The sequence below is a fragment of the Pseudooceanicola sp. DL12 genome, assembly GCF_056270665.1.
This window is the reverse complement of sequence record NZ_CM149884.1, coordinates 2,030,077-2,048,754: the sequence shown is the minus strand read 5'-3', so window position 1 is coordinate 2,048,754 and position 18,678 is coordinate 2,030,077. Positions and strand designations below refer to the sequence as shown.

The 18,678-nt window shown below is 65.7% G+C and carries 19 protein-coding genes; 8 read left to right on the top strand and 11 right to left on the bottom strand.

Annotated features, from left to right (window positions below):
* Nucleotides 1–237: 237 nt before the first annotated feature.
* Nucleotides 238–777, top strand: coding sequence for an NADPH-dependent FMN reductase (locus AC0WR5_RS09605; protein WP_475868596.1), 540 nt, complete (start codon nucleotides 238–240; stop codon nucleotides 775–777).
* A 43-nt stretch (nucleotides 778–820) separates the two neighbouring features.
* Here the strand turns inward: AC0WR5_RS09605 and AC0WR5_RS09600 are convergent, their stop codons facing one another.
* On the bottom strand, nucleotides 821–1,426 hold the full coding sequence (locus AC0WR5_RS09600; RefSeq protein ID WP_475868594.1) for an alpha/beta hydrolase: 606 nt from the start codon (nucleotides 1,424–1,426) through the stop codon (nucleotides 821–823).
* 10 nt (nucleotides 1,427–1,436) lie between these two features.
* Nucleotides 1,437–2,369 carry a VOC family protein gene (locus AC0WR5_RS09595; protein ID WP_475868592.1) on the bottom strand — a complete coding sequence of 311 codons (933 nt, stop codon included), beginning with the start codon at nucleotides 2,367–2,369 and terminating at the stop codon, nucleotides 1,437–1,439.
* Between the two features lie 151 nt (nucleotides 2,370–2,520).
* Between AC0WR5_RS09595 and AC0WR5_RS09590 the strand changes: the two genes are divergently transcribed.
* Nucleotides 2,521–3,441 (top strand): LysR family transcriptional regulator, encoded by a 921-nt coding sequence (locus tag AC0WR5_RS09590; RefSeq protein ID WP_475868590.1) that lies wholly within the window; start codon nucleotides 2,521–2,523, stop codon nucleotides 3,439–3,441.
* Nucleotides 3,442–3,530: 89 nt separating this feature from the next.
* Here the strand turns inward: AC0WR5_RS09590 and AC0WR5_RS09585 are convergent, their stop codons facing one another.
* Nucleotides 3,531–4,718 carry an MFS transporter gene (locus AC0WR5_RS09585; protein ID WP_475868588.1) on the bottom strand — a complete coding sequence of 396 codons (1,188 nt, stop codon included), beginning with the start codon at nucleotides 4,716–4,718 and terminating at the stop codon, nucleotides 3,531–3,533.
* A gap of 124 nt (nucleotides 4,719–4,842) precedes the next feature.
* Here AC0WR5_RS09585 and AC0WR5_RS09580 point away from each other — a divergent pair, with 124 nt between their 5' ends.
* Nucleotides 4,843–5,736, top strand: a complete 894-nt coding sequence (locus tag AC0WR5_RS09580; protein WP_475868586.1) for a LysR family transcriptional regulator — start codon at nucleotides 4,843–4,845, stop codon at nucleotides 5,734–5,736.
* 212 nt (nucleotides 5,737–5,948) lie between these two features.
* On the opposite strand, the gene AC0WR5_RS09575 is transcribed toward AC0WR5_RS09580, so the two are convergent.
* Genes AC0WR5_RS09575 through AC0WR5_RS09565 form a run of 3 tightly spaced genes read right to left on the bottom strand, consistent with a single transcriptional unit; the run spans nucleotide 5,949 to nucleotide 9,175 of the window.
* Nucleotides 5,949–6,590 carry a glutathione S-transferase family protein gene (locus AC0WR5_RS09575; RefSeq protein WP_475868583.1) on the bottom strand — a complete coding sequence of 214 codons (642 nt, stop codon included), beginning with the start codon at nucleotides 6,588–6,590 and terminating at the stop codon, nucleotides 5,949–5,951.
* A 3-nt stretch (nucleotides 6,591–6,593) separates the two neighbouring features.
* On the bottom strand, nucleotides 6,594–8,291 hold the full coding sequence (locus tag AC0WR5_RS09570) for a PDR/VanB family oxidoreductase (RefSeq protein WP_475868581.1): 1,698 nt from the start codon (nucleotides 8,289–8,291) through the stop codon (nucleotides 6,594–6,596).
* Nucleotides 8,292–8,311: 20 nt separating this feature from the next.
* Complete coding sequence (locus tag AC0WR5_RS09565; RefSeq protein ID WP_475868579.1) at nucleotides 8,312–9,175, bottom strand: aromatic ring-hydroxylating dioxygenase subunit alpha; 864 nt, start codon at nucleotides 9,173–9,175, stop codon at nucleotides 8,312–8,314.
* Between the two features lie 288 nt (nucleotides 9,176–9,463).
* Between AC0WR5_RS09565 and AC0WR5_RS09560 the strand changes: the two genes are divergently transcribed.
* The 5 genes from AC0WR5_RS09560 to AC0WR5_RS09540 are packed head-to-tail and all read left to right on the top strand — an operon-like array spanning nucleotide 9,464 to nucleotide 14,852.
* Nucleotides 9,464–10,162, top strand: a complete 699-nt coding sequence (locus AC0WR5_RS09560) for a GntR family transcriptional regulator (RefSeq protein WP_475868577.1) — start codon at nucleotides 9,464–9,466, stop codon at nucleotides 10,160–10,162.
* A gap of 38 nt (nucleotides 10,163–10,200) precedes the next feature.
* Nucleotides 10,201–11,283 carry a BMP family ABC transporter substrate-binding protein gene (locus AC0WR5_RS09555; protein WP_475868575.1) on the top strand — a complete coding sequence of 361 codons (1,083 nt, stop codon included), beginning with the start codon at nucleotides 10,201–10,203 and terminating at the stop codon, nucleotides 11,281–11,283.
* 42 nt (nucleotides 11,284–11,325) lie between these two features.
* On the top strand, nucleotides 11,326–12,846 hold the full coding sequence (locus tag AC0WR5_RS09550; RefSeq protein ID WP_475868573.1) for an ABC transporter ATP-binding protein: 1,521 nt from the start codon (nucleotides 11,326–11,328) through the stop codon (nucleotides 12,844–12,846).
* A gap of 18 nt (nucleotides 12,847–12,864) precedes the next feature.
* The gene (locus AC0WR5_RS09545) at nucleotides 12,865–13,932 is read left to right on the top strand and encodes an ABC transporter permease (RefSeq protein ID WP_475868572.1); all 1,068 of its coding nucleotides are present in this window, start codon (nucleotides 12,865–12,867) and stop codon (nucleotides 13,930–13,932) included.
* Entirely contained in the window at nucleotides 13,929–14,852 is a 924-nt protein-coding gene (locus AC0WR5_RS09540) for an ABC transporter permease (RefSeq protein ID WP_475868570.1), read from the top strand. Before AC0WR5_RS09545 ends, AC0WR5_RS09540 begins: the two co-directional genes overlap by 4 nt.
* 26 nt (nucleotides 14,853–14,878) lie before the next feature.
* Here the strand turns inward: AC0WR5_RS09540 and AC0WR5_RS09535 are convergent, their stop codons facing one another.
* The 5 genes from AC0WR5_RS09535 to AC0WR5_RS09515 all read right to left on the bottom strand — a co-directional run bounded on the left by AC0WR5_RS09535 (nucleotide 14,879) and on the right by AC0WR5_RS09515 (nucleotide 18,240).
* Nucleotides 14,879–15,067, bottom strand: coding sequence for a hypothetical protein (locus AC0WR5_RS09535; protein WP_475868568.1), 189 nt, complete (start codon nucleotides 15,065–15,067; stop codon nucleotides 14,879–14,881).
* 124 nt (nucleotides 15,068–15,191) lie between these two features.
* Nucleotides 15,192–15,440 carry a hypothetical protein gene (locus AC0WR5_RS09530; protein WP_475868566.1) on the bottom strand — a complete coding sequence of 83 codons (249 nt, stop codon included), beginning with the start codon at nucleotides 15,438–15,440 and terminating at the stop codon, nucleotides 15,192–15,194.
* A gap of 431 nt (nucleotides 15,441–15,871) precedes the next feature.
* Complete coding sequence (locus tag AC0WR5_RS09525; protein ID WP_475868564.1) at nucleotides 15,872–16,702, bottom strand: amino acid ABC transporter ATP-binding protein; 831 nt, start codon at nucleotides 16,700–16,702, stop codon at nucleotides 15,872–15,874.
* Between the two features lie 14 nt (nucleotides 16,703–16,716).
* Nucleotides 16,717–17,376, bottom strand: a complete 660-nt coding sequence (locus AC0WR5_RS09520; RefSeq protein ID WP_475868562.1) for an amino acid ABC transporter permease — start codon at nucleotides 17,374–17,376, stop codon at nucleotides 16,717–16,719.
* 72 nt (nucleotides 17,377–17,448) lie between these two features.
* The gene (locus AC0WR5_RS09515) at nucleotides 17,449–18,240 is read right to left on the bottom strand and encodes a substrate-binding periplasmic protein (protein WP_475868560.1); all 792 of its coding nucleotides are present in this window, start codon (nucleotides 18,238–18,240) and stop codon (nucleotides 17,449–17,451) included.
* Between the last annotated feature and the right edge of the window lie 438 nt (nucleotides 18,241–18,678).

The window sequence follows — 18,678 nt, the reverse complement described above, 5'->3', positions numbered from 1 at the left end:
CGTCGCGGCGGCCCCGTCAATGATCGTCGTCCCGTCACGGACCGCGGCGCGCCCAGCGCCTGCAACGCCCGCAAACCGGCCCGGCAGGCGCCGCCTCCGCCCGGGCGGCTGATTGCGCCCGGTTGCCGCCCCGATGCCATTGACCCCGGGCCCGGATGCCCCGCAGGATGGCCCCATGGCCGCGCGCCCCTGACCGGCGCGCAGGGCACACCATCGGACATCCAAGGGGATCACATCATGGCACGCATTCTCGGCCTCGCAGGCAGCCTGCGGCGGCACTCCTACAACGCCGGCCTGCTGCGCGCCGCGGTAGAGGAAACCCCGGCGGGCAGCACCCTCGTGGCCGGCACCATCACCGGCGTGCCGCTCTACAATGCCGATGTCGAGGCAGAGGGCCTGCCCGAGGCGGTGCAGCTCCTGCAACAGCAGCTCGCGCAGGCCGACGGGCTGCTGATGATCACGCCCGAGTACAACAACGGCATCCCCGGCGTCTTCAAGAATGCCATCGACTGGATGTCGAGCGGCCCCGGCGCCGCGCTCTTCGAGGGCAAGCCGGTGGCGCTGATCGGCGCCTCTCCGGGTGGCTTCGGCACCATCCTGTCGCAATCGCACTGGCTGCCGGTGCTGCGCACGCTCAAGACCGATCCCTGGTTCGAGGGCCGCATGATGGTCTCCCGCGCCGGTCAGCTCTTCGATGCCGAGGGCAACCTGACAGACGAGAAAACCCGCGAGACCCTGCGCGGGTTTCTCGCGGGTTTTGCCGCCAGCATTACCTAAGGAACGGCCTCACCTGAGAACCGGCCTTACCTGACAGACGGCCTCAGTCGGTCAGCAGCTCCACCAGCCCCTCGATCTCGGGCTGGCGCAGCTCGTGGCCGCCGGGGTGCACTACCGTGGCCACCTCCGCGCCCTGGGCCCCGAACCAGTCGATCAGCCGCCGGCTCTCGGGCCAGGGGCAGATCATGTCGTTCTGGCCCGCGGTGATCAGCACCCGCCGTCCGCTCAGCCCCGGCACCGGCTCCGGCGCCCAGGGGATCAGCGGATGCAACAGCCCGATCCGGTCGAAAAGCCCGGGATGCGCCATGGCCACCGAGGCAAGGATATTGGCCCCGTTGGAATAACCGAAACCATAGACGGGCCGCCCCGGGTGCGCCGCCCTGTGCGCGGCCACGAACTGCGCCATCCGCTCCGTCCGCGCCGCAAGGTCGGCCATGTCATAGACCCCCTCGCCGGTGCGGCGAAAGAACCGCGCCATGCCCATCTCCGAGACATCGCCACGCGGAGAGATCACCCCGGCCCCCGGCCGGATCTGCCCGGCCAGGTCAAAGAACTGGTTTTCGTCGCCCCCCGTGCCGTGAAGGGCAAGGATCAGCGGCGCCCCCTCTGCGGGGGCGCTTACGCGGGCGTGGTAGAGATCCGTGCTCATGTCTGTCTCCTCATTCCACCAGCTCGGGCAGGATAGCCTCGATCTGGTCGCGATAGGGCCGGTACTGCGTCGGCAGCTTCAGCGCCTGTCCCAGGTTGGCGGTATCCTCGTCGCGGTCGAACCCGGGCTCGTTGGTCGCCACCTCGAAGAGCACCCCACCGGGGGTACGGAAGTAGATCGCCCAGAAGTAATCGCGGTCGATCACCGGCGTCACCTGGTACCCGGTATCAAGCAGCGCTTCACGGGTGCGCAGCTGCGCCGCACGGTCCTCCACCGCAAAGGCGATGTGGTGCACCGATCCGGCGCCCTGTCCGGCGGGGCGCGCCTCGGGCAGCTCCTCGATATCCACCGTGTCGGCGGCATTGCCGCCCTCGATGCGATAGCGGGTGACATTGCCCTCGCTCTCGTCCTTCTGGTACCCCATGAAGCCCAAGAGCTCGCCCGTGGCCCCGGCATCCCGCAGGCGCATCCGCGCCCCGTGAAAGCCCAGGATCCCGGCCTCTTCCGGCACCCCGGAGCCGGTCCAGGGCGTCCGCCCCCTCACCGCGCTCTCGACCAGGGCAAAGCCGTCGCCATCCGGTCCCTCGAAGTTCAGCCGCGCCTCGCCCAGGAAACTGTCCTGCGACAGCCCCCGCACGCCCATGGCGCCAAGGCGGTCGCTCCAGTAGGCAAGGCTGCCCTCGGGCACGGCAAACTCGGTCACGCCCACCTCGCCGGTGCCGCGCCGCCCCTTGGGCATGCGGCCAAAGGGGAAATAGGTCATCACCGAGCCGGGCGTGCCGATCTCGTCGCCGTAATAGAGGTGATAGACCTCCGGCGCATCGAAGTTCACCGTCTTCTTCACCCGCCGCAGACCCAGCGTATTGGTGAAGAACTGATTGTTTTCATTGGCATCCGCCGCCATCGACGTGACGTGGTGCAGTCCTTTGACATCCTTGATCATATCGGGCCCTCCAGAGCTCCGGCACATTGGCCTCGGGCCGGCGGCGCATCCTGCGCCCTCCTGCCCCGTTGCCGCCAAGATAGGCCCGGCGTTCATTATCCGGAATAGAAAGGTATTTGCATTTACCATTACGCTCAGCGTAACAATCCCCATGCAGGATCTGAAACCCATCCGTGTCTTTCTCGAGGTCGCCGCCCGCCGCAGCTTTGCCGGTGCCGCGCGCCACCTGCAGATGACCCCCGCCTCCGTCACCCGCATCGTCGCCGGGCTGGAAGAGGCGCTGGGCCAGCAGCTCCTGGTGCGCACCACCCGCCGGGTCTCGCTCACCAGTGCCGGCGCCATGGTGGTGGCGCGCTATCGCCCGCTGGTCGAGGATTTCGACCGCATCACCGAGGAGATCACCCGCGAAACCCACCCCGACCGCGGCCGGCTGCGCATCAACGCGCCGCTCTCCATGGGGCTGCGCATCCTGCCCGATCTCGTCGGCAGCTTCCGCCTCGCCTTTCCCAATATCGCCCTCGACGTGCAGATGACCGACCGCCTCGTCGATATCGTCGACGACACCTGCGATCTGGCCATCCGCATCTCCGGGCCGCCGGGCGACAAGTCCACCATCTGGCGCCGCATCTGCGAGGTGCCCCGGCACGCGGTGGCCGCGCCCTCGCTCTTCAACCGCATCGCCCGCCCCGAGCTGCCCGGTGATCTCGACCCCGCGCTCTGCCTCTCCTACGGCAGCACCGAGACCCCCGAGACCTGGACCTTCCTGCGCGACGGCACCCGCCGGCAGGTGCAGGCCGGCACCGACATCGTCTCGAACAATGGCGAATTCCTCTATGGTCTCGCGGCCTCGGGCAATGGCGTGGTCAACCTGCCCGCCTTCCTGCTGCAGGAGGGGCTGCGCTCCGGCGCCATCGAGGTGGTGCTGCCCGACTGGCAGATCCCGCCGCTCTACCTGATGCTCTACTATCCGCCCTACGAACAGCTTCCGCCGCTGGTCGCCACCTTCTCGGAGTTCTTCGAGGCCTTCATGCGCGACCGCGATGGCTTCGATTTCGGTCCCGTGCAACGTTAGCCCTGCCGCAATGGGCCTGCCGTTTTTAACCTGACCACGCGCAAGGGGCCCGCCACCCCTGGCAGGCCCCCTCGTCGTCGCCCCCGCGCTCAGCGCTTCAGGTAATGGCCATGCAGCTGGATCACCGTGGCCAGCGCCGCCATGCCGCCGCCCAGGGCCACCACCGCGCCCCAGCCGCCCTGCCGCCAGGCCAGCCCCGCGCCCGCGGATCCCAGCGCCCCGCCGAGGAACATCGCCCCCATGAACAGCGTGGTGATCCGCGAGCGCGCCTCGGGCCGCAGCGCAAAGATCACCGACTGGTTCGAGATCAGCGCACCCTGCACCGCGAAATCCAGCAGCAGCACCCCCGCGATCATGCCCGCCAGCGTGCCCCAGAGCCCGAAGATCGCCCAGGCCACCACCGTCAGCGCCGTGCCCGCCACGATCACCAGCTTCGGCCCCCGCGCATCGGCCAGCCGCCCGGCCAGCGGCGCCGCCAGCACCCCCGCAAGCCCCAGCACCCCGAAGAGCCCCGCCACGTCGGCGCCCATCCCGAAGGGCGGCGCCTGCAGGCGAAAGGCCAGCGTGGTCCAGAAGGCGCCGAAGCTGCCAAAGAGCAGCGCCTGCCCGATCGCCGCCCGCCTCAGCGCCGGCAACGCGCGCCAGAGCCCGCCCATCGAGACCAGCAGCGCGCCATAGCGCGGCCCCGCGCCGCTTACCGGCGTCCTGGGCAGCACCAGCGCCATCAGCCCGCCCGCCGCCAGCGCCAGCGGCGTGCCCAGCCAGTACATCTCGCGCCAGCCCGCATGGGCGCCCACATACCCCGAGAGCGTCCGGCTCAGCAGGATGCCCGCCAGCAGCCCCGACATCACCGTGCCCACCACCGCACCGCGCCGCTCCGGCCGGGCCAGCTGCGCCGCCAGCGGCACGATCTGCTGCGCCACCGAGGCCGCCGCCCCCGTCACCAGCCCCGCCGCCGCCAGCGACAGCCCCCCCGGCGCCAGCGCCGAGGCCAGCGAGGCCAGCGCCAGCACCATGAACTGTCCCAGGATCAGCCTGCGCCGCTCCACCAGGTCGCCCAGCGGCACCAGCAGGAACAGCCCCACCGCCAGGCCCAGCTGCGTCGCCACCGGCACCAGCGCCACCGGCCCCGCGCCCAGGTCGCGCTCCATCAGCGCCAGCATCGGCTGGTTGTAGTAGATATTCGCCGCCGCCGCCCCCGCGGCCACCGCCATGGCCAGCGTCACGCCGCCCGACAGCACATCGGGCCCGGCCCGCACATCGCTCTGCATCGTCATTTCGTCTCTTGCCTCTCGTGCCCGCCCCGCGGCGGGGATTTCAGGGATGGGCAAGAGCTAGCGCCGGGCGCATTCCCCCGGTAGACTGCAATAATCACATGCCGGCATATCGGAATCCGTTACAATGAACCACGACGACCTCGCCGTCTTCGCCCATGCCATCCGCGTCGGCAGCCTGGCCGGCGCCGCGCGCCATCTCGGCGTCACGCCCATGGTCGCCTCGCGCCGCCTCGCCGCGCTCGAGGCCGAGCTCGGCGTGCGCCTGGTCCAGCGCACCACCCGCGCCCTCTCGCTCACCGCCGAGGGCGAGGCCTTCCTGCCCCATGCCGAGGCGCTGCTGGAACAGGCCGAGAGCGCCCGCGCCGCGATCCGCCCCGCCGGCAGCGGTGCCGCGGGCCTGTTGCGTGTCACCGCCTCCACCGGCTTCGGGCGCACCGTGATCGCGCGGATGCTGCCGGGCTTCATGGCGGCCAACCCCGACCTGCGCATCGACCTCACGCTCACCGACAGCGTGATCGACATCGTTGCCACCGGCATCGATCTCGCCATCCGCATCGCGCCCTTGCGCGACAATTCCCTGATTGCCCGCAGGCTCTGCACCAATCGCCGGGTGCTCTGTGCCGCGCCCGCCTATCTGGCCGCCCATCCCGCGCCGCACCGGCTCGCCGACCTGGCGCAGCACCCCTGCCTGATGGCCTCCGGCGCCACCCACTGGAGCTTTGCCCGCGACGGCCGGCAGGTGCAGCAGCGCGTCTCGGGCCGGGTCACCTCCACCGCGATCGAGGCCCTGCACGAGGCCTGCACCGGCGGCATGGGCCTGGCCCTTCTCGCCCATTGGTACGTCGCCGGCGATCTCGCCGCGGGCCGCCTGGTCGAGATCCCGCTCGCCGATGCCGAACCCGACACGCTCGACATCTGGGCGGTCTATCCCACCGCCCGAATGGTGCCGCCAAAGGTCGGCGCCTTCACCACCGCCCTCGCCCGGGCCCTGGCGCCGGTCTCGCTGCCGCGCGACTGAGGAGCAGGTGATGGGCGCTGCGCGTGCCGGCGGGCCGACCCGCGCAAATCAGCATTTCCGCACCATCGTGCGCAGGTGCGGAACTGGCCGGCGCACCGACGTATTACCGACGCGATACCGACGTAATACCGACGTTGGACTCCGGCCTTTTCAAGCGCTTGCAAAAACGCACAACTACGCCGTCCGGGACGCCGTCCGGCAGCCGCCGGGGCTCAGGTCCCGATTGTCGCGGGAAAGATCCCCGGCATCACGGCAAAGCCCGGAATCCGCTTCACCCGGTCGGTCCAGCGCCTTATCGCGGGATAGTCGCCGCGCGACACCCCGCCCTCCTCCGAGAGCATGACATCCGGAAAACACGCCAGATCCGCGATCGTCGGCGCCGCCGCCGAACACAGCCAGTCGCGCCCCTCCCGCTCCCGGAACCACAGGTGTTCATCGATCATGTCGAACAGCCGGCAGGCCTCTTCCCGCGCCGCATCTTCGTCCACCTCGAACTCCAGTCCGGAGCCGAGCCGGGCCGCCCCGGCGCTCGCCGACAGCGCGTCAGCACAGCTTAGCCATTGCTGGATTTCCCCGGAAAGTTCTGCATTTTCATCGGGATACCATTTCCCGGACGGATCACGCGACCTGGCCAGGTACACCAGGGCGGCATTCGCCCCGATCAGCCGAAGCGGCCCCTCTTCAAGCACCGGCAGACGGCCCAGCGGGCTGACCGAACGGAACTCCGCCGCCTGGTGCTGAAGCCCGGGAAAGACGTCGACGTTCTTCCTGTCGAAGTCGATCCCGAGAATTCCCAGCAACAGCCGCGCCTTGTAGCAATCCGCTGAAAGGTCGAAATCAAAAAGTCTGATCATGTCTCAAAGGTCCAGAATGAGGCGGTCGGACTTGGCCCGCGAAACGCAGGTCATGATCTTCTCGCCGGCGGCCTTTTCGGCCTCGGTCAGATAGACATCCTGATGGTCGATCTCGCCCTCGATGACCCGGGCCATGCAGGTCCCGCAGGCGCCCTGCCCACAGGAGGAAGCAATTGCGATCCCGTTCTCCCGCAGCACCGACAGGATCGATTTCCCCGCCGGCACATCCAGGCTCATCGCCGAACGCGCCAGCTCGATGCGGAAGCTCGAAGTGGTATCTATCTCATTGGGATTGGCGAAATATTCGAAATGCACTGCGCTTTCGGGCCAGCCGTTTGCGGCCGCCGCAGCCCGCGTCGCATCGAGCATGGGCGCCGGTCCGCAGACATAGACCTGCGTCATCGCCCCGGGCTCTGCCAGGATCTCCGACAGGGCCGCGCGCGTGTGCTCCGGCGACAGGCCCGTCTGCGGATGATACCGCGCGCCCAGCGCCGCCAGGCGATCGGGAAAGGCATGCGCCCCGGCGTCGCTCGCGAAATAATGCAGCTCGAAGGGCAGGTCCTCGTCGGCCAGCGCCGCGGCCATCGAGAGCAGCGGCGTCACCCCGATGCCCCCGGCGATCAGGATCGTCTTCACCGCGTCCCGGCGCAGGGTGAAATTGTTGCGGGGCTCGGAAATCGCCAGCAGGTCGCCCACCTGCACACTGTCGTGGATCAGCGCGGATCCCCCGGAAGACAGCGCCTCGCGCTTGACGGCAATCACGAAACGGTCCGTTTCCCCAGGCGCATTGACCAGGGAATACTGCCGGATCAACCCGTTGGGCAGCGCCACGTCGATGTGGGCACCGGGCTGGCACGTGGGCAGAACGCCCCGCAGCGGTTCAAGCTCCAGTGCGACGATCCCCTCCGCGACCATGGTCTTGTCGGCCACCCGCACCCGCAGGCGCGCCGGACCGGACATCAGCTCCGGCATGTCCGACAGCTCTGCCGGCACCGGGTCGTAGCGCGGCGGGATCGGCGCCGGCACGGGCTCTTCGGTGGCGCGACTGCGGATCACGTCGCGGGTTTCACGCAATGCCCGGTTCAGCCTGCGCAGCACCGAGAGTGCTTCTTCCTCGCTTTCGACCAGGCCGCGGATGATCGTGCGCCCGGCATCCTCGGGCTGAAGGATCAGCCGCAAGCGCCCGGCCCCACCTCGAAAATCAAGCACACCATGCCCTGCAGACACCAGATCGAACCCCTCCGGCGCAAAGTCTTCGGCCAGGACAGCGCCGGCCAGATCGAGCGACGCCTCGACCGGCATCGGCCTGATGGCCAGCGCCCCCACGGCGAAGGCTTCCGGCACCGGCGGGGCAACCTCTTCGAAATGCGTCCAGATCAGCCCATCCTGTTCCAGGGCCGGCCATGTCTTGTTGCAGATCGTGCGCGCCGGCGCATCGGCCGGATGCGCCGGGATATAGGTGCAGCCGGCATTGCGGTTGGCATAGCGCCAACCATGATACTGGCAGACCAGCTCGGTTCCGGTATTGACCCCGATAGACAGCCGCACACCGCGATGCAGGCAGCGGTTCTCCCAGACGTTGACATTACCGTCGTCGGCGCGCCACAGGGCCAGCTCCTGCCCCAGCAGCCTGCCCTGGAACACGTGGCGCGGCACCAGGTCGCTACTGTTGGCCACCGGCACCCAGTTCTTCTCTTCCATCTTCATTCCTTTCGCCCCGTTCACGCCGACACCGGGATCACCCCATAGGTCGCACCCTTCTCCGCCAGCCAACGCCGATACATGATAGAGGTCTTGTCGGCTCGGATCGGCGTCTCCGCGCGCGGGTCGAGCGGCAGGCGTTTGGGCATCTGATTTTCCAGGATCGGCTTGTCCTGGCCGAAAACATGAAGCTGGAAATAGCTGATGAAATCGTCCGAATTCACATCATCCAGAATGCTCAGCAGCATATGCGCGCGAAAGCTCTCCTGCCCGGTCGGCTGACCGAACAGCGCAATGGCGTCGAGCCGGGCATCATCCAGCGGTGATGACTTGTAGAGCACCGAGCAGGTCGGGTGCGGCACGCGATAGACATATTCGACATCCGCACCGCTGGTAGAGACGGTCGAGGCCATGGGCTGGAAAAAGAAGCACTCCGTCGCCCTTATCTCGCGTCCATCGAGAATGATCTCGACATTGTATTCCTTTACCTCGGTATGCGGCAGAGCCCCGAGAATGCCGGTATGCACATAGGGGAAATGCCCCATATCGAGGAAATTCTCGATCCCGCGCTGTGCCGACACCTGTACATTCACCGAACCCGCCGGCACGTTGCGGCGATCGGGCTCTGCGTATTCCTCGATGTCGAACAAATCGTGCTGGGGATCTCCGAGCGTGGCCCAGAGATAGCCGTATTGCTCGAGCATCCGAAGCGGCTGACCATCCGGCCCGAGCACCGCCACGCACCCCGTCCTGTCCCGGCCAAAGCTGACCGTTTGATCGAACAGTTTCGTCCGCCGCGGCTTGCCATGGGGCACGTCCTGAAGAGCTGAAATCGGGTACCATTGATCCAGCATGAAGGGATCTGGGGGGATCTGCGAACGCACTGGATTACTCCCTTGTCATCTGCGCCGGCGGCCTGCGCCTTCGAGAGACATGTGAAATCCGCTGTTTGCCCCGGGCACAACACCACGGCGCCGCGGGCGCCCGGCGCGCCAGTCAAACGGCTAATATTATCGCAGATTGTCTCAATGATGATCAATTGAAATGCGTTTGCATAGCAATATCCTCCTTTTGCACCACAAGACTCATCATTTCCGAAGACAATACGCCCCGTTTCGCTATCCCGTTTTTCAGCTAGCCCATACCAGACCCATAAATGAGCATCCGACCAAATGGCCGACGCCCCGAGACAAATAGCTGAAGCCATCAGTTCCGCCATCGTGGCCCAGGCCCTGCCGCCCGGAACCAAGCTTGGCGAACGCGAACTCTCGGAGATCTGCTGTACCTCGCGCGCCGTGATCAAACAGGCGCTGATCATCCTCACCGAGAGCGGGCTGGTCGAAACCCGGCGCAACCGCGGGGCCAGCGTGGCCCAGCTCGGGCAGCGCGAGGCTTACGAACTCTTCGAGGCGCTGACCGCGATCGAACAGGGCGTCGCATTCCAGCTGATTCAGCGCCTCTCGCCCGCCGAATGGGCCCACCTGCAGGAAAACGTCGATACGGTCGACAGTTTCATGGACCATGGCGATGACGACGGCGCCGACAGGATCGGTCCGCTCTTCCATCAACGCCTGCTGGAATTGTCCGGCAACCGCGTGATGCAGGACACCTATGCCAGGCTGGCGCGCCGGGTGGAACTGATGCGACAGCTCTACACCAATCGCGACTATCATCGCTGCAAGCTCAACGACGATCACCGCGACCTGCTCCAACACATGCGCGCCGGTCGGGTCAGGGAAACCCTGGCCCTGATCGAAAGCCATTATCAATCCATCGCCCGAGGCTACGATCTCGACGCGCCGGTGGCCCAGCCCGACAGCCTGGCCGACGCGCTGGCCCCATGGTTCCCGCCCGTGCCCCGGTCGATCTGACACGTCCCATAACAAACCTACCAACAACGGAGACCCAAATGACCCTCACGCGTAGAGCGCTGCTTCAAAGTTCGATGGCCCTTGCAGGCGCGGCCGCCCTGCCGCGCTTCGCCCTTGCAGACGAGGTCCTCAAGATCGGCCAGGTCAACGCCTCGCCCGCCGCCGAAATCGGCTGGGCCAAGCAGCATCAGCTCGGCATCGAAGCGATCAAGGCAGAGTTCGGCGACCGCGTCGAGGTGACCGTCGTCGACAACACCTTCCTGCCCCAGGATGCCGAGCGCGTCTTCCGCGAACTCGCGGCGGCCGGCAACAAGCTGATCTTCGGAACCTCCTTCTCGCTTGGCACGCCGATGCAGAAGGTCGCCCCGCGCTTCCCCGATGTCGCTTGGGAACATTGCTCGGGCATCGTGCACATGCCCAACCTCGCAACCTTCGAGGCAAAGTACTACGAGGGCATGTACGTGGCCGGCATCGCCGCGGGCCATATGACCAAGACCGGCAAGCTTGGCTTTGTCGGCGGCTTCCCCATCCCCGATATCGTTGGCCCGGCCGATGCCTTCCTGCTCGGGGCGCAATCCGTCAATCCCGATATCACCTGCAATATCGTCTTCCTCAACTCATGGTTCGATCCCGGCAAGGAAAAGGAAGCGGCCCTCGCGCTGATGGCACAGGGGGCGGATGTGCTCCTCGGCATGACAGATACCGGTGTCGCAGTTCAGGCAGCCCAGGAAAAGGGCGTCTATTCTGTTGGTTACGCCTCGGACCTTATCTCGTTCGGGCCCGACAGCCAGCTTACATCGGTGGTCCTCGACTGGACCAAGGACTATGTCGGTGCAGCCCGCGCCGTCCTCGATGGCACCTGGCAGACCGAAGAGAGCTGGGACGGGCTCGCCGCCGGCGTGGTGACCATGGCCCCCTTCAACCCGGCCATTCCCGAGGATGTGCGCGCCAAGCTCGACGCCGCGGTCGCCGCGGTCGGTGCCGGTGAAATCCAGCCCTATTCCGGGCCGATCCTCGATAATGACGGCGCCGTCATCGTCGGCGAAGGCAATGTCCTGGGCAACGAAGAGGTACGCGGCATCAACTGGCTTGCCGCGGGCATGATCGGCAAGCTGAGCTGATTGCCACCCCGGTGAAGATGGAACTGTCAGAGGTAAAGAAACATGACTGCTCGTCTCGAAATCTCCGATATTTCCAAGGCCTACTCGGGCGTGATCGCGAATGACGCGATCACGCTCTCCGTCGCCGCCGGCGAGATCCACGCCGTCCTCGGTGAAAACGGCGCCGGAAAATCCACGCTGATGAAGATCATCTATGGCGCGGTCGCCCCCGACCGGGGACGGATCTTCTATGATGGCAGGCACCTCGAGGTCCACAACCCGGCCCAGGCCCGCCGGCTCGGCATCGAGATGGTCTACCAGCACTTCTCGCTGTTCGAGACCATCTCCGTCGCGGAGAATGTCGCGCTCAGTCAGGAGGGCAAGCTCGACCTGCCCAACCTGAGCGCACGCATCCGCGACACCGCGGCGCACTACGGGCTCAACGTCGATCCCGACCGCATGGTCGCCGACCTTTCCATGGGCGAACGCCAGCAGCTCGAGATCCTGCGCTGCCTGATGCGCAGCCCGCGGCTGCTGATCCTCGACGAGCCCACTTCCGTTCTTACTCCGCAGGCCGTCGAGCAGCTTTTCGGCGTGCTGCGGCAGATCGCGGCCGAAGGCTGCTCGATCATCTACATCTCGCACAAGCTCGACGAGGTACGCGCCCTTTGCCACTCCGCCACGGTCCTCCGGCGCGGCAAGGTTACCGGTACTGTCGATCCGCGCCGGGCCGACGCACATGATCTCGCGGTGATGATGGTGGGCAGCGACCTGCCAGTCACAAGGCGCAGCGCCAACACGCGTTCCGCCTCTCCGCGCCTGTCGGTGCGTCATCTTTCGGGCCAGCCGCTCGGCATGGCCGGACGAGAGCTTCGCGACGTGTCGCTCGACCTCCATGGCGGTGAGATCGTCGGCATCGCCGGCGTGTCCGGCAACGGACAGTCCGAACTGGCCGCGTGTCTCAGTGGCGAAGCCCTTTCTCCTCCTGACCAGGTCCTGATCGAGGGCAACCCGGCCGGACACCTGCGCCCCGACAGGCGCCGCCGCGCGGGCCTTGCCTATGTCCCCGAGGAGCGGCTTGGGCGCGGCGCGGTGCCCGGACATTCCCTGACCGGCAACACCGTTCTTACCGGCTATACCGCAGGATTGGTACGACGCGGCCTGGTGCGCTACCACGAGGCCCGCACCCGCGCGTCCGGGATCATCTCGCATTTCTCGGTGAAGGCCGACGGGCCCGACGCCCTTGCCATGAGTCTGTCGGGCGGCAACCTCCAGAAGTTCATTCTCGGTCGGGAACTATTGCTCGAGCCGGGCATTCTCATCGTCGCACAACCCACCTGGGGCGTCGACGTGGGCGCCGCCGCCTTCATCCGCCAACGCATCATCGACCTCAGCCGCAAGGGCGCGGCGGTGCTGATCTTCTCCGAGGAGCTCGATGAGCTTCTGGAAGTCTGCGACCGCATTCACGTGCTCTCGGAGGGCCGCCTGTCCGAAGCCGTACCGCGCGAGAGCGCCACGCGAAATCGTCTCGGCGCGCTGATGATCGGCGCTGCAAGGGCCTCTTCCGACCTTCATCCCGCCTAAGCCCGAGAGGGATACCCCATGTTCTTCCGCATCGAACCCAGGCGCAGCATTTCGCGCACGGCACGCCTGCTCACCCCCGTCATCGCGGTGGGTCTCACCGTGATCTGCGGCGGCATCCTCTTTGCCGTGCTCGGATACCCACCGCTTGACGCGCTACATGCCTTTTTCATTGCCCCGGTGTCCTCGGCCTACGGCGTCAGTGAGCTTCTCGTCAAAGCCGCCCCGCTCATCATCATCGCTGCCGGACTCGCCGTGGGCTTTCGCGCCAACGTGTGGAACATCGGTGCAGAGGGCCAGCTGACCATAGGCGCCATTGCCGCCGCGGGAACCGGCCTCTTCGCCCCGCCGAGCCTGGCCCCGGTGCTCTTGCCCCTGATGTTTCTCGCCGGTCTCGTGGCCGGGGCGCTCTGGGCCGCCATCGCGGCCGTCCTGCGGATCAAGCTCAACACCAACGAGATCCTCGTGACGCTGATGCTGACCTATATCGCAAGCCTCCTGCTGTCCTTCCTCGTCCGCGGCCCCTGGCGTGATCCGAACGGGTTCAATTTTCCGCAAACGGCGATGCTGCCCCCTGCCGGTCTGCTCGAACCTCTGAACCCCGCCTATCGGGTGACCAGCTCGATCTGGTTCGCCCTGATCGCGCTGGCTGCGCTGTGGATGCTCACCAGTCGCAGCTTCATCGGTTACAAGCTTTCGGTCGGCGGGGCCGCTCCCCGCGCCGCCCGTTATGCCGGCTTTTCCGAAAAGACGGCCGTGTGGATCGGCATGATGGCCGGAGGCGGCGCGGCCGGTATCGCAGGTTTCTTCGAGGTCGCAGGCCCGCTCGGTCAGCTCACACCGGTCATCTCGCCGGGCTACGGGTTCTCGGCCATCATCGTCGCCTTTGTCGGCCGGCTCAGTGCTCCGGGCATCTTGCTCGGCGGGCTCTTCCTCGCGCTGACCTATGTCGGCGGCGAAAGCGCCCAGGTCAGCCACGGGATTGGCGCACCGATCATGGACGTGTTCCAGGGGCTGCTTCTGTTCCTGCTTCTCGCCTCCGAATTCTTCATTTCGTACCGCATCACCGGCCGGAGATCCGTCGCATGACCGAACTGTTCATCTCGATCTTCACAGGCACGCTGATCGCCGCCACCCCGCTGCTCTTCGCGGCCCTCGGAGAAGTGGTCGTCGAGAAATCCGGGGTGCTCAACCTCGGGATCGAGGGGATGATGCTGGTCGGCGCGGCCTGCGCCTTCGCCGTTGCCATCCACGGTGGCGGCCTGTTCCCGGCCTTCCTGGTCGGCAGCCTCGCGGGGGCGCTGGCCTCCTCGATCTTCGCCGTCCTGTCCCTTGTCTTCCTGACCAACCAATATGCGGCGGGCCTGGCACTGGCGATCTTCGGCGCCGGGATCTCGGCCATGATCGGGTCGGGCTTCGGTGCCGAGCCGATCGCGGGGCTCAAATCCCTCGATCTCGGCCCTCTCTCCGATATCCCGTTCCTCGGGCCGCTGCTCTTTCGCTTCGACATCCTCGTCTACCTTGCTCTCGCCCTTGTCCCGGCCACCAACTGGTGGCTCAAGCGCACCAAGGCCGGCCTGATCCTGCGCAGCACCGGGGAATCGCCCGAGAACGCCCATGCCCTGGGCTACAACGTCATCCTCAATCGCTTTCTCGCGATCCTTTGGGGCGGCGCACTTGCCGGTCTCGGGGGGGCCTATCTCTCCATCGCCTATACCGGCATCTGGGTCGAGGACATGACCGCCGGTCGCGGTTGGATCGCCCTGTCGCTGGTGGTTTTCGCCACGTGGCGGCCCTGGCGGGTGCTGGGCGGCGCGATCCTCTTCGGCGGGGTGACCGTGCTGCAGCTTCACGGCCAGATCCTCGGCCTGCCGATCCCCTCCGAAGCCCTTTCGGCCGCGCCTTACCTGGCCACGATCATCGTGCTCGCGCTGATCTCGCAAAACCGCGTGCGCATGGCTCTCGATGTCCCTCTGTCCCTTGGGCGGCCGTTCCAGCCCGGCGACTAGACCGCCTGCAAGGCCAACCGTGCCGGCTACCAAACCGGCCGAAGCATCCCGATCTGCCGCGCCGAGTTGACCGGGGACGAAGCGACCGCGACGGCATCCGCAAAGACACGGTTCGTCGCGGCATTCTGAACCGAGCCGAAGATCGCCCCGACGCCAAGCCCCGTCACGACGAGCGCCGGCAGCAGGTCGACGGCATAGGCCGTCTCCGGCCCCATGCGGGCAAAAAGGGTTCACCCCCCGGGCGGCCGAAAGGCAGCCCGCCGCCCCCCCGCAGCCACGGGCCACTTCGCGGGCACCACAAGGCACCGCAAAGGAGGGCACTGATCATCACCGTCCCGATCATCGGCAGGAACGCGGCAAAGGTCGGGAGCGGACTGAGATCGGGGATGTCGCGGAGATAATTGGCCAGGAACAGGCATCCCCCCCGAACATGCCCATGCCGGTGATCACGATGATCAGATAGCCCGGGCCACGAACACGATCGAGGAACACCCCGCGGGCCACCAAATGGGCCGTCGCGCCAGGCTCGATCACCACGACGGCAACCGCCTCTGCAACGGCGACGCTTGCCGCAAGCAGAATGGCCAAGCCATTTGCCGGCCCTGGCCAGTTGCCGATGCCACGACGAAGCCGGTCAGGCGCCTCAGGAACATCCGCCTTTCTCACAAGAGATCGACAAGTCGTCTCCCAAGGAGCAGCCGACCCAGCGCGATATCTTCGCGCGCCTTCGCTGATCTCGAATTGGATGGGCGTGCCCGACATCCTCCGCCCGAAGACAGTCGGAAAAGAACTCAGAGATCGCGTCAAGCTGCTGACAGGCCCGAAGGACAACGAGGACAGACCAGATCAGGGATCTGAACGGTTCCACGCCGGCTTCGTCAAGATCCTCCCGGGAGCCGGAAAAAGGCAATCAAGATTGCCCGGATATGCTGTGGCGCATCAGGGCGGCGGGCACTGACAGAGCCTGAGCGTCCCGCCCGAATCTGACATCGGGCGAGACATGTTCTGAGCGCACCGGGCTACTTCAAAGCGCGGCGCAGGAAGGCGATCGTGCGCTCTTCCTGCGGATTGCCGAAGAGTTGCGACGGCGGGCCCTGTTCGACGATCCGCCCGCCCTCCATGAAGATCACCCGGTCTGCCACTTCACGGGCAAACTGCATCTCGTGCGTCACAATCATCATCGTCATGCCTTCGTTGGCAAGGCGCTTGATGACTTCCAGCACCTCCTCGACGCGCTCGGGATCCAGCGCCGAGGTTACCTCGTCAAACAGCATGACCTGGGGCTCCAGCGCCAGCGTGCGCGCAATGGCGACCCGTTGCTTCTGCCCGCCGGAAAGATAGCCGGGCAAGGTATCCGCCTTGTCCTCAAGGCTGACCCACGCCAGCAACTCTCGCGCCTTGGCCTCGGCCGTGGCACGCGCCACACCCTTTACCTTACGGGGGGCGATAGTGATGTTGTTGAGCACGCTGAGATGCGGAAACAGATTGAAATGCTGGAAGACAAACCCGATGTTCCGGCGCACCCGCGACAAGCGGCGATCATCCATCGATATGCGGTTCACGCCACCGGGACCAACATCGCTGACGACCTCGCCGGCCACGGTGATCTTGCCCTGATCGATGGTGTTCAGCGCATTGACGCAGCGCAGCAAGGTGGTCTTGCCGGAACCGGAGGGACCGATGAGCACGACAACCTCGCCCTTGCCGACCTCCAGAGAAACGCGCTCCAGCACCGGCACCCCGTCGTAGGCCTTAAGGATGTCCTTCATGACCACGACAGGTTCTGGCTTTGTTTCCGGGCTCAAGTCGATCACCTCGGCGTCGCGGGCTGCAGTCTGCACATTCGACATGGTCTGATCCTTTCTCACTCGGGGATCGCGAACTTCGCTTCGATGACCGCGGCCAGGCGCGATACAACGTAGCAAAGTATCAGGTAGTAGACGGCGACGACCGTGTAGGCCTCGAGCGGCCGCGAGAACTGGGTCGATATCATGTCGCCACGATGCATGATTTCAAGCACGCCGATATAGGCGATCAGCGCTGACTCCTTGATCAGCACGATGAACTGGTTCAGCAGAGGCGCCAGCATCTTGCGGAACATCTGTGGCAGGATAATGTACCGCAGGGTCATCAGGTGGGTCATGCCCAAGGTGCCCGCAGCCTCGGTCTGGCCAATGGCGATGCCCTTGATGCCGCCGCGGAAAACTTCGGCCAGGAAGGCGGAAGTGTTCAGCGTCAGCGCCAGAGTGCCGGCGACGATGGGCGACAAGTTCAGCCCGATCAAGATTGGCAGCACGTAGTAGACCCAGACGATCAGCACGAGCACCGGGATGTTGCGGAAGACTTCCACGTAGATGTTGAGCAGCCGCGATAGCACCGTGTCGCGGGTCCGAAGGACACCGATCGGCAAACCGATGAGGATTGCCAGGATCAGGGCTATGACCGACACACCGATGGTCACGTTGACACCCTGAATGATGTACTTCATGGCAATCCAGGTGGTCGCCCAGTCGAATTGATACATGTCTATTTCCCCGTGGTCGCAGCCACTCTGTCCGAGAAGCCGCGACCTGTCATTTTACTTCGAAGGCAGAGGTTACTCGGCCTGGACCGAACCGTTGATGTCGTATTCGGCGATCTTGTCAGCGATGTAGTTGTCCTCGATCATCGACTCGATGGCTGCGTTGATCGCCGTTTCATAGGCCGTGTCGCCCTTGGGGAAGACCACTCCGAACCAGGCCTGGCCAAAGCTGCCGTCCACCAGGGTCATCTGGGGCTGCGCGGCCACCATCAGAGACAGGCTGTCACGCTGATTGACATAGGCGTCGACGTTGCCGCTCTGGACCGCCAGGACACCCGCACCCACGTCGCGAATGCGCTGGACATCAGCCTTGATGTCACCCGAGGCGGTCAGCTTGGTCAGAAGTTCATCCGTCGAAGAGCCGGTGGTCACCGCGATCTTCTTGCCCGGCTGGTTCAGTTCGTCCCACGTGGTCAGGCCGGAGGCCTTGGAAACCATGCCGGTGAAGTCGGAGGTATAGAGCGGACGCGAGAAATCGACGACCTTTGCGCGGCCATCGGAATAACCCATCAGCGCAACCTGGAAGCGGCCGGCGGCGATACCGGCGGGCATGGTCGCCCAGCCGTCCAGCACGAATTCCGGTTCGAGATCCATGCGGCGGGCCAGTTCGGCGGCGAGGTCGATCATCACGCCCTTCAGGTCGCCCGAGATGACGTCCTTGTATTCGAAGGGTTTCCACTCGCCCCAGCCGATTTGCAGGGTACCGCTGGCCTTGACGTCATCGAAGGTCGTCTGCGCGTCTGCGGCTGCCGCTCCAATGGTGAGAGCCAGTCCGGTCACGACGGCCTTGATCAATCCGAGTTTCATTTTCTTCCTCTTCTGTTGGTCGGTGTTCCGAACGCCTGTTCTATTGTGGGTTCTGCGCATCGGAAGTGTTGTTCAACGCTTTGTGGGGGGGGGGCTGATGGAATTCCCCTTGTTCCGGCGGCTCCCCGTTCGAGTTCTGTCACGCCGGACGGTCACGGTCCGCCGCCGGTGAAAGGAGCCCTGTCTGTACGGAAATCATCTGTTCGCATCCTCGTGGCGCCTCTGTTCATTTGAGCCGAAAGATGTCCGGCAGATCAATCAAATCTGATATAAGTTTCCAGAAACACATATGCGATTGCTCGCTGACCCTCTCTGCGCGTTATGGGGGCAACTTCCAAGGGCAGGATTGCGCATGCAGGGCTGAAAATGAACGGGACGGAGCGATGGCCCGCCCCGTCCGCCCGCCCCGTCCCGAGATCCGAATCGAATGACCGATCA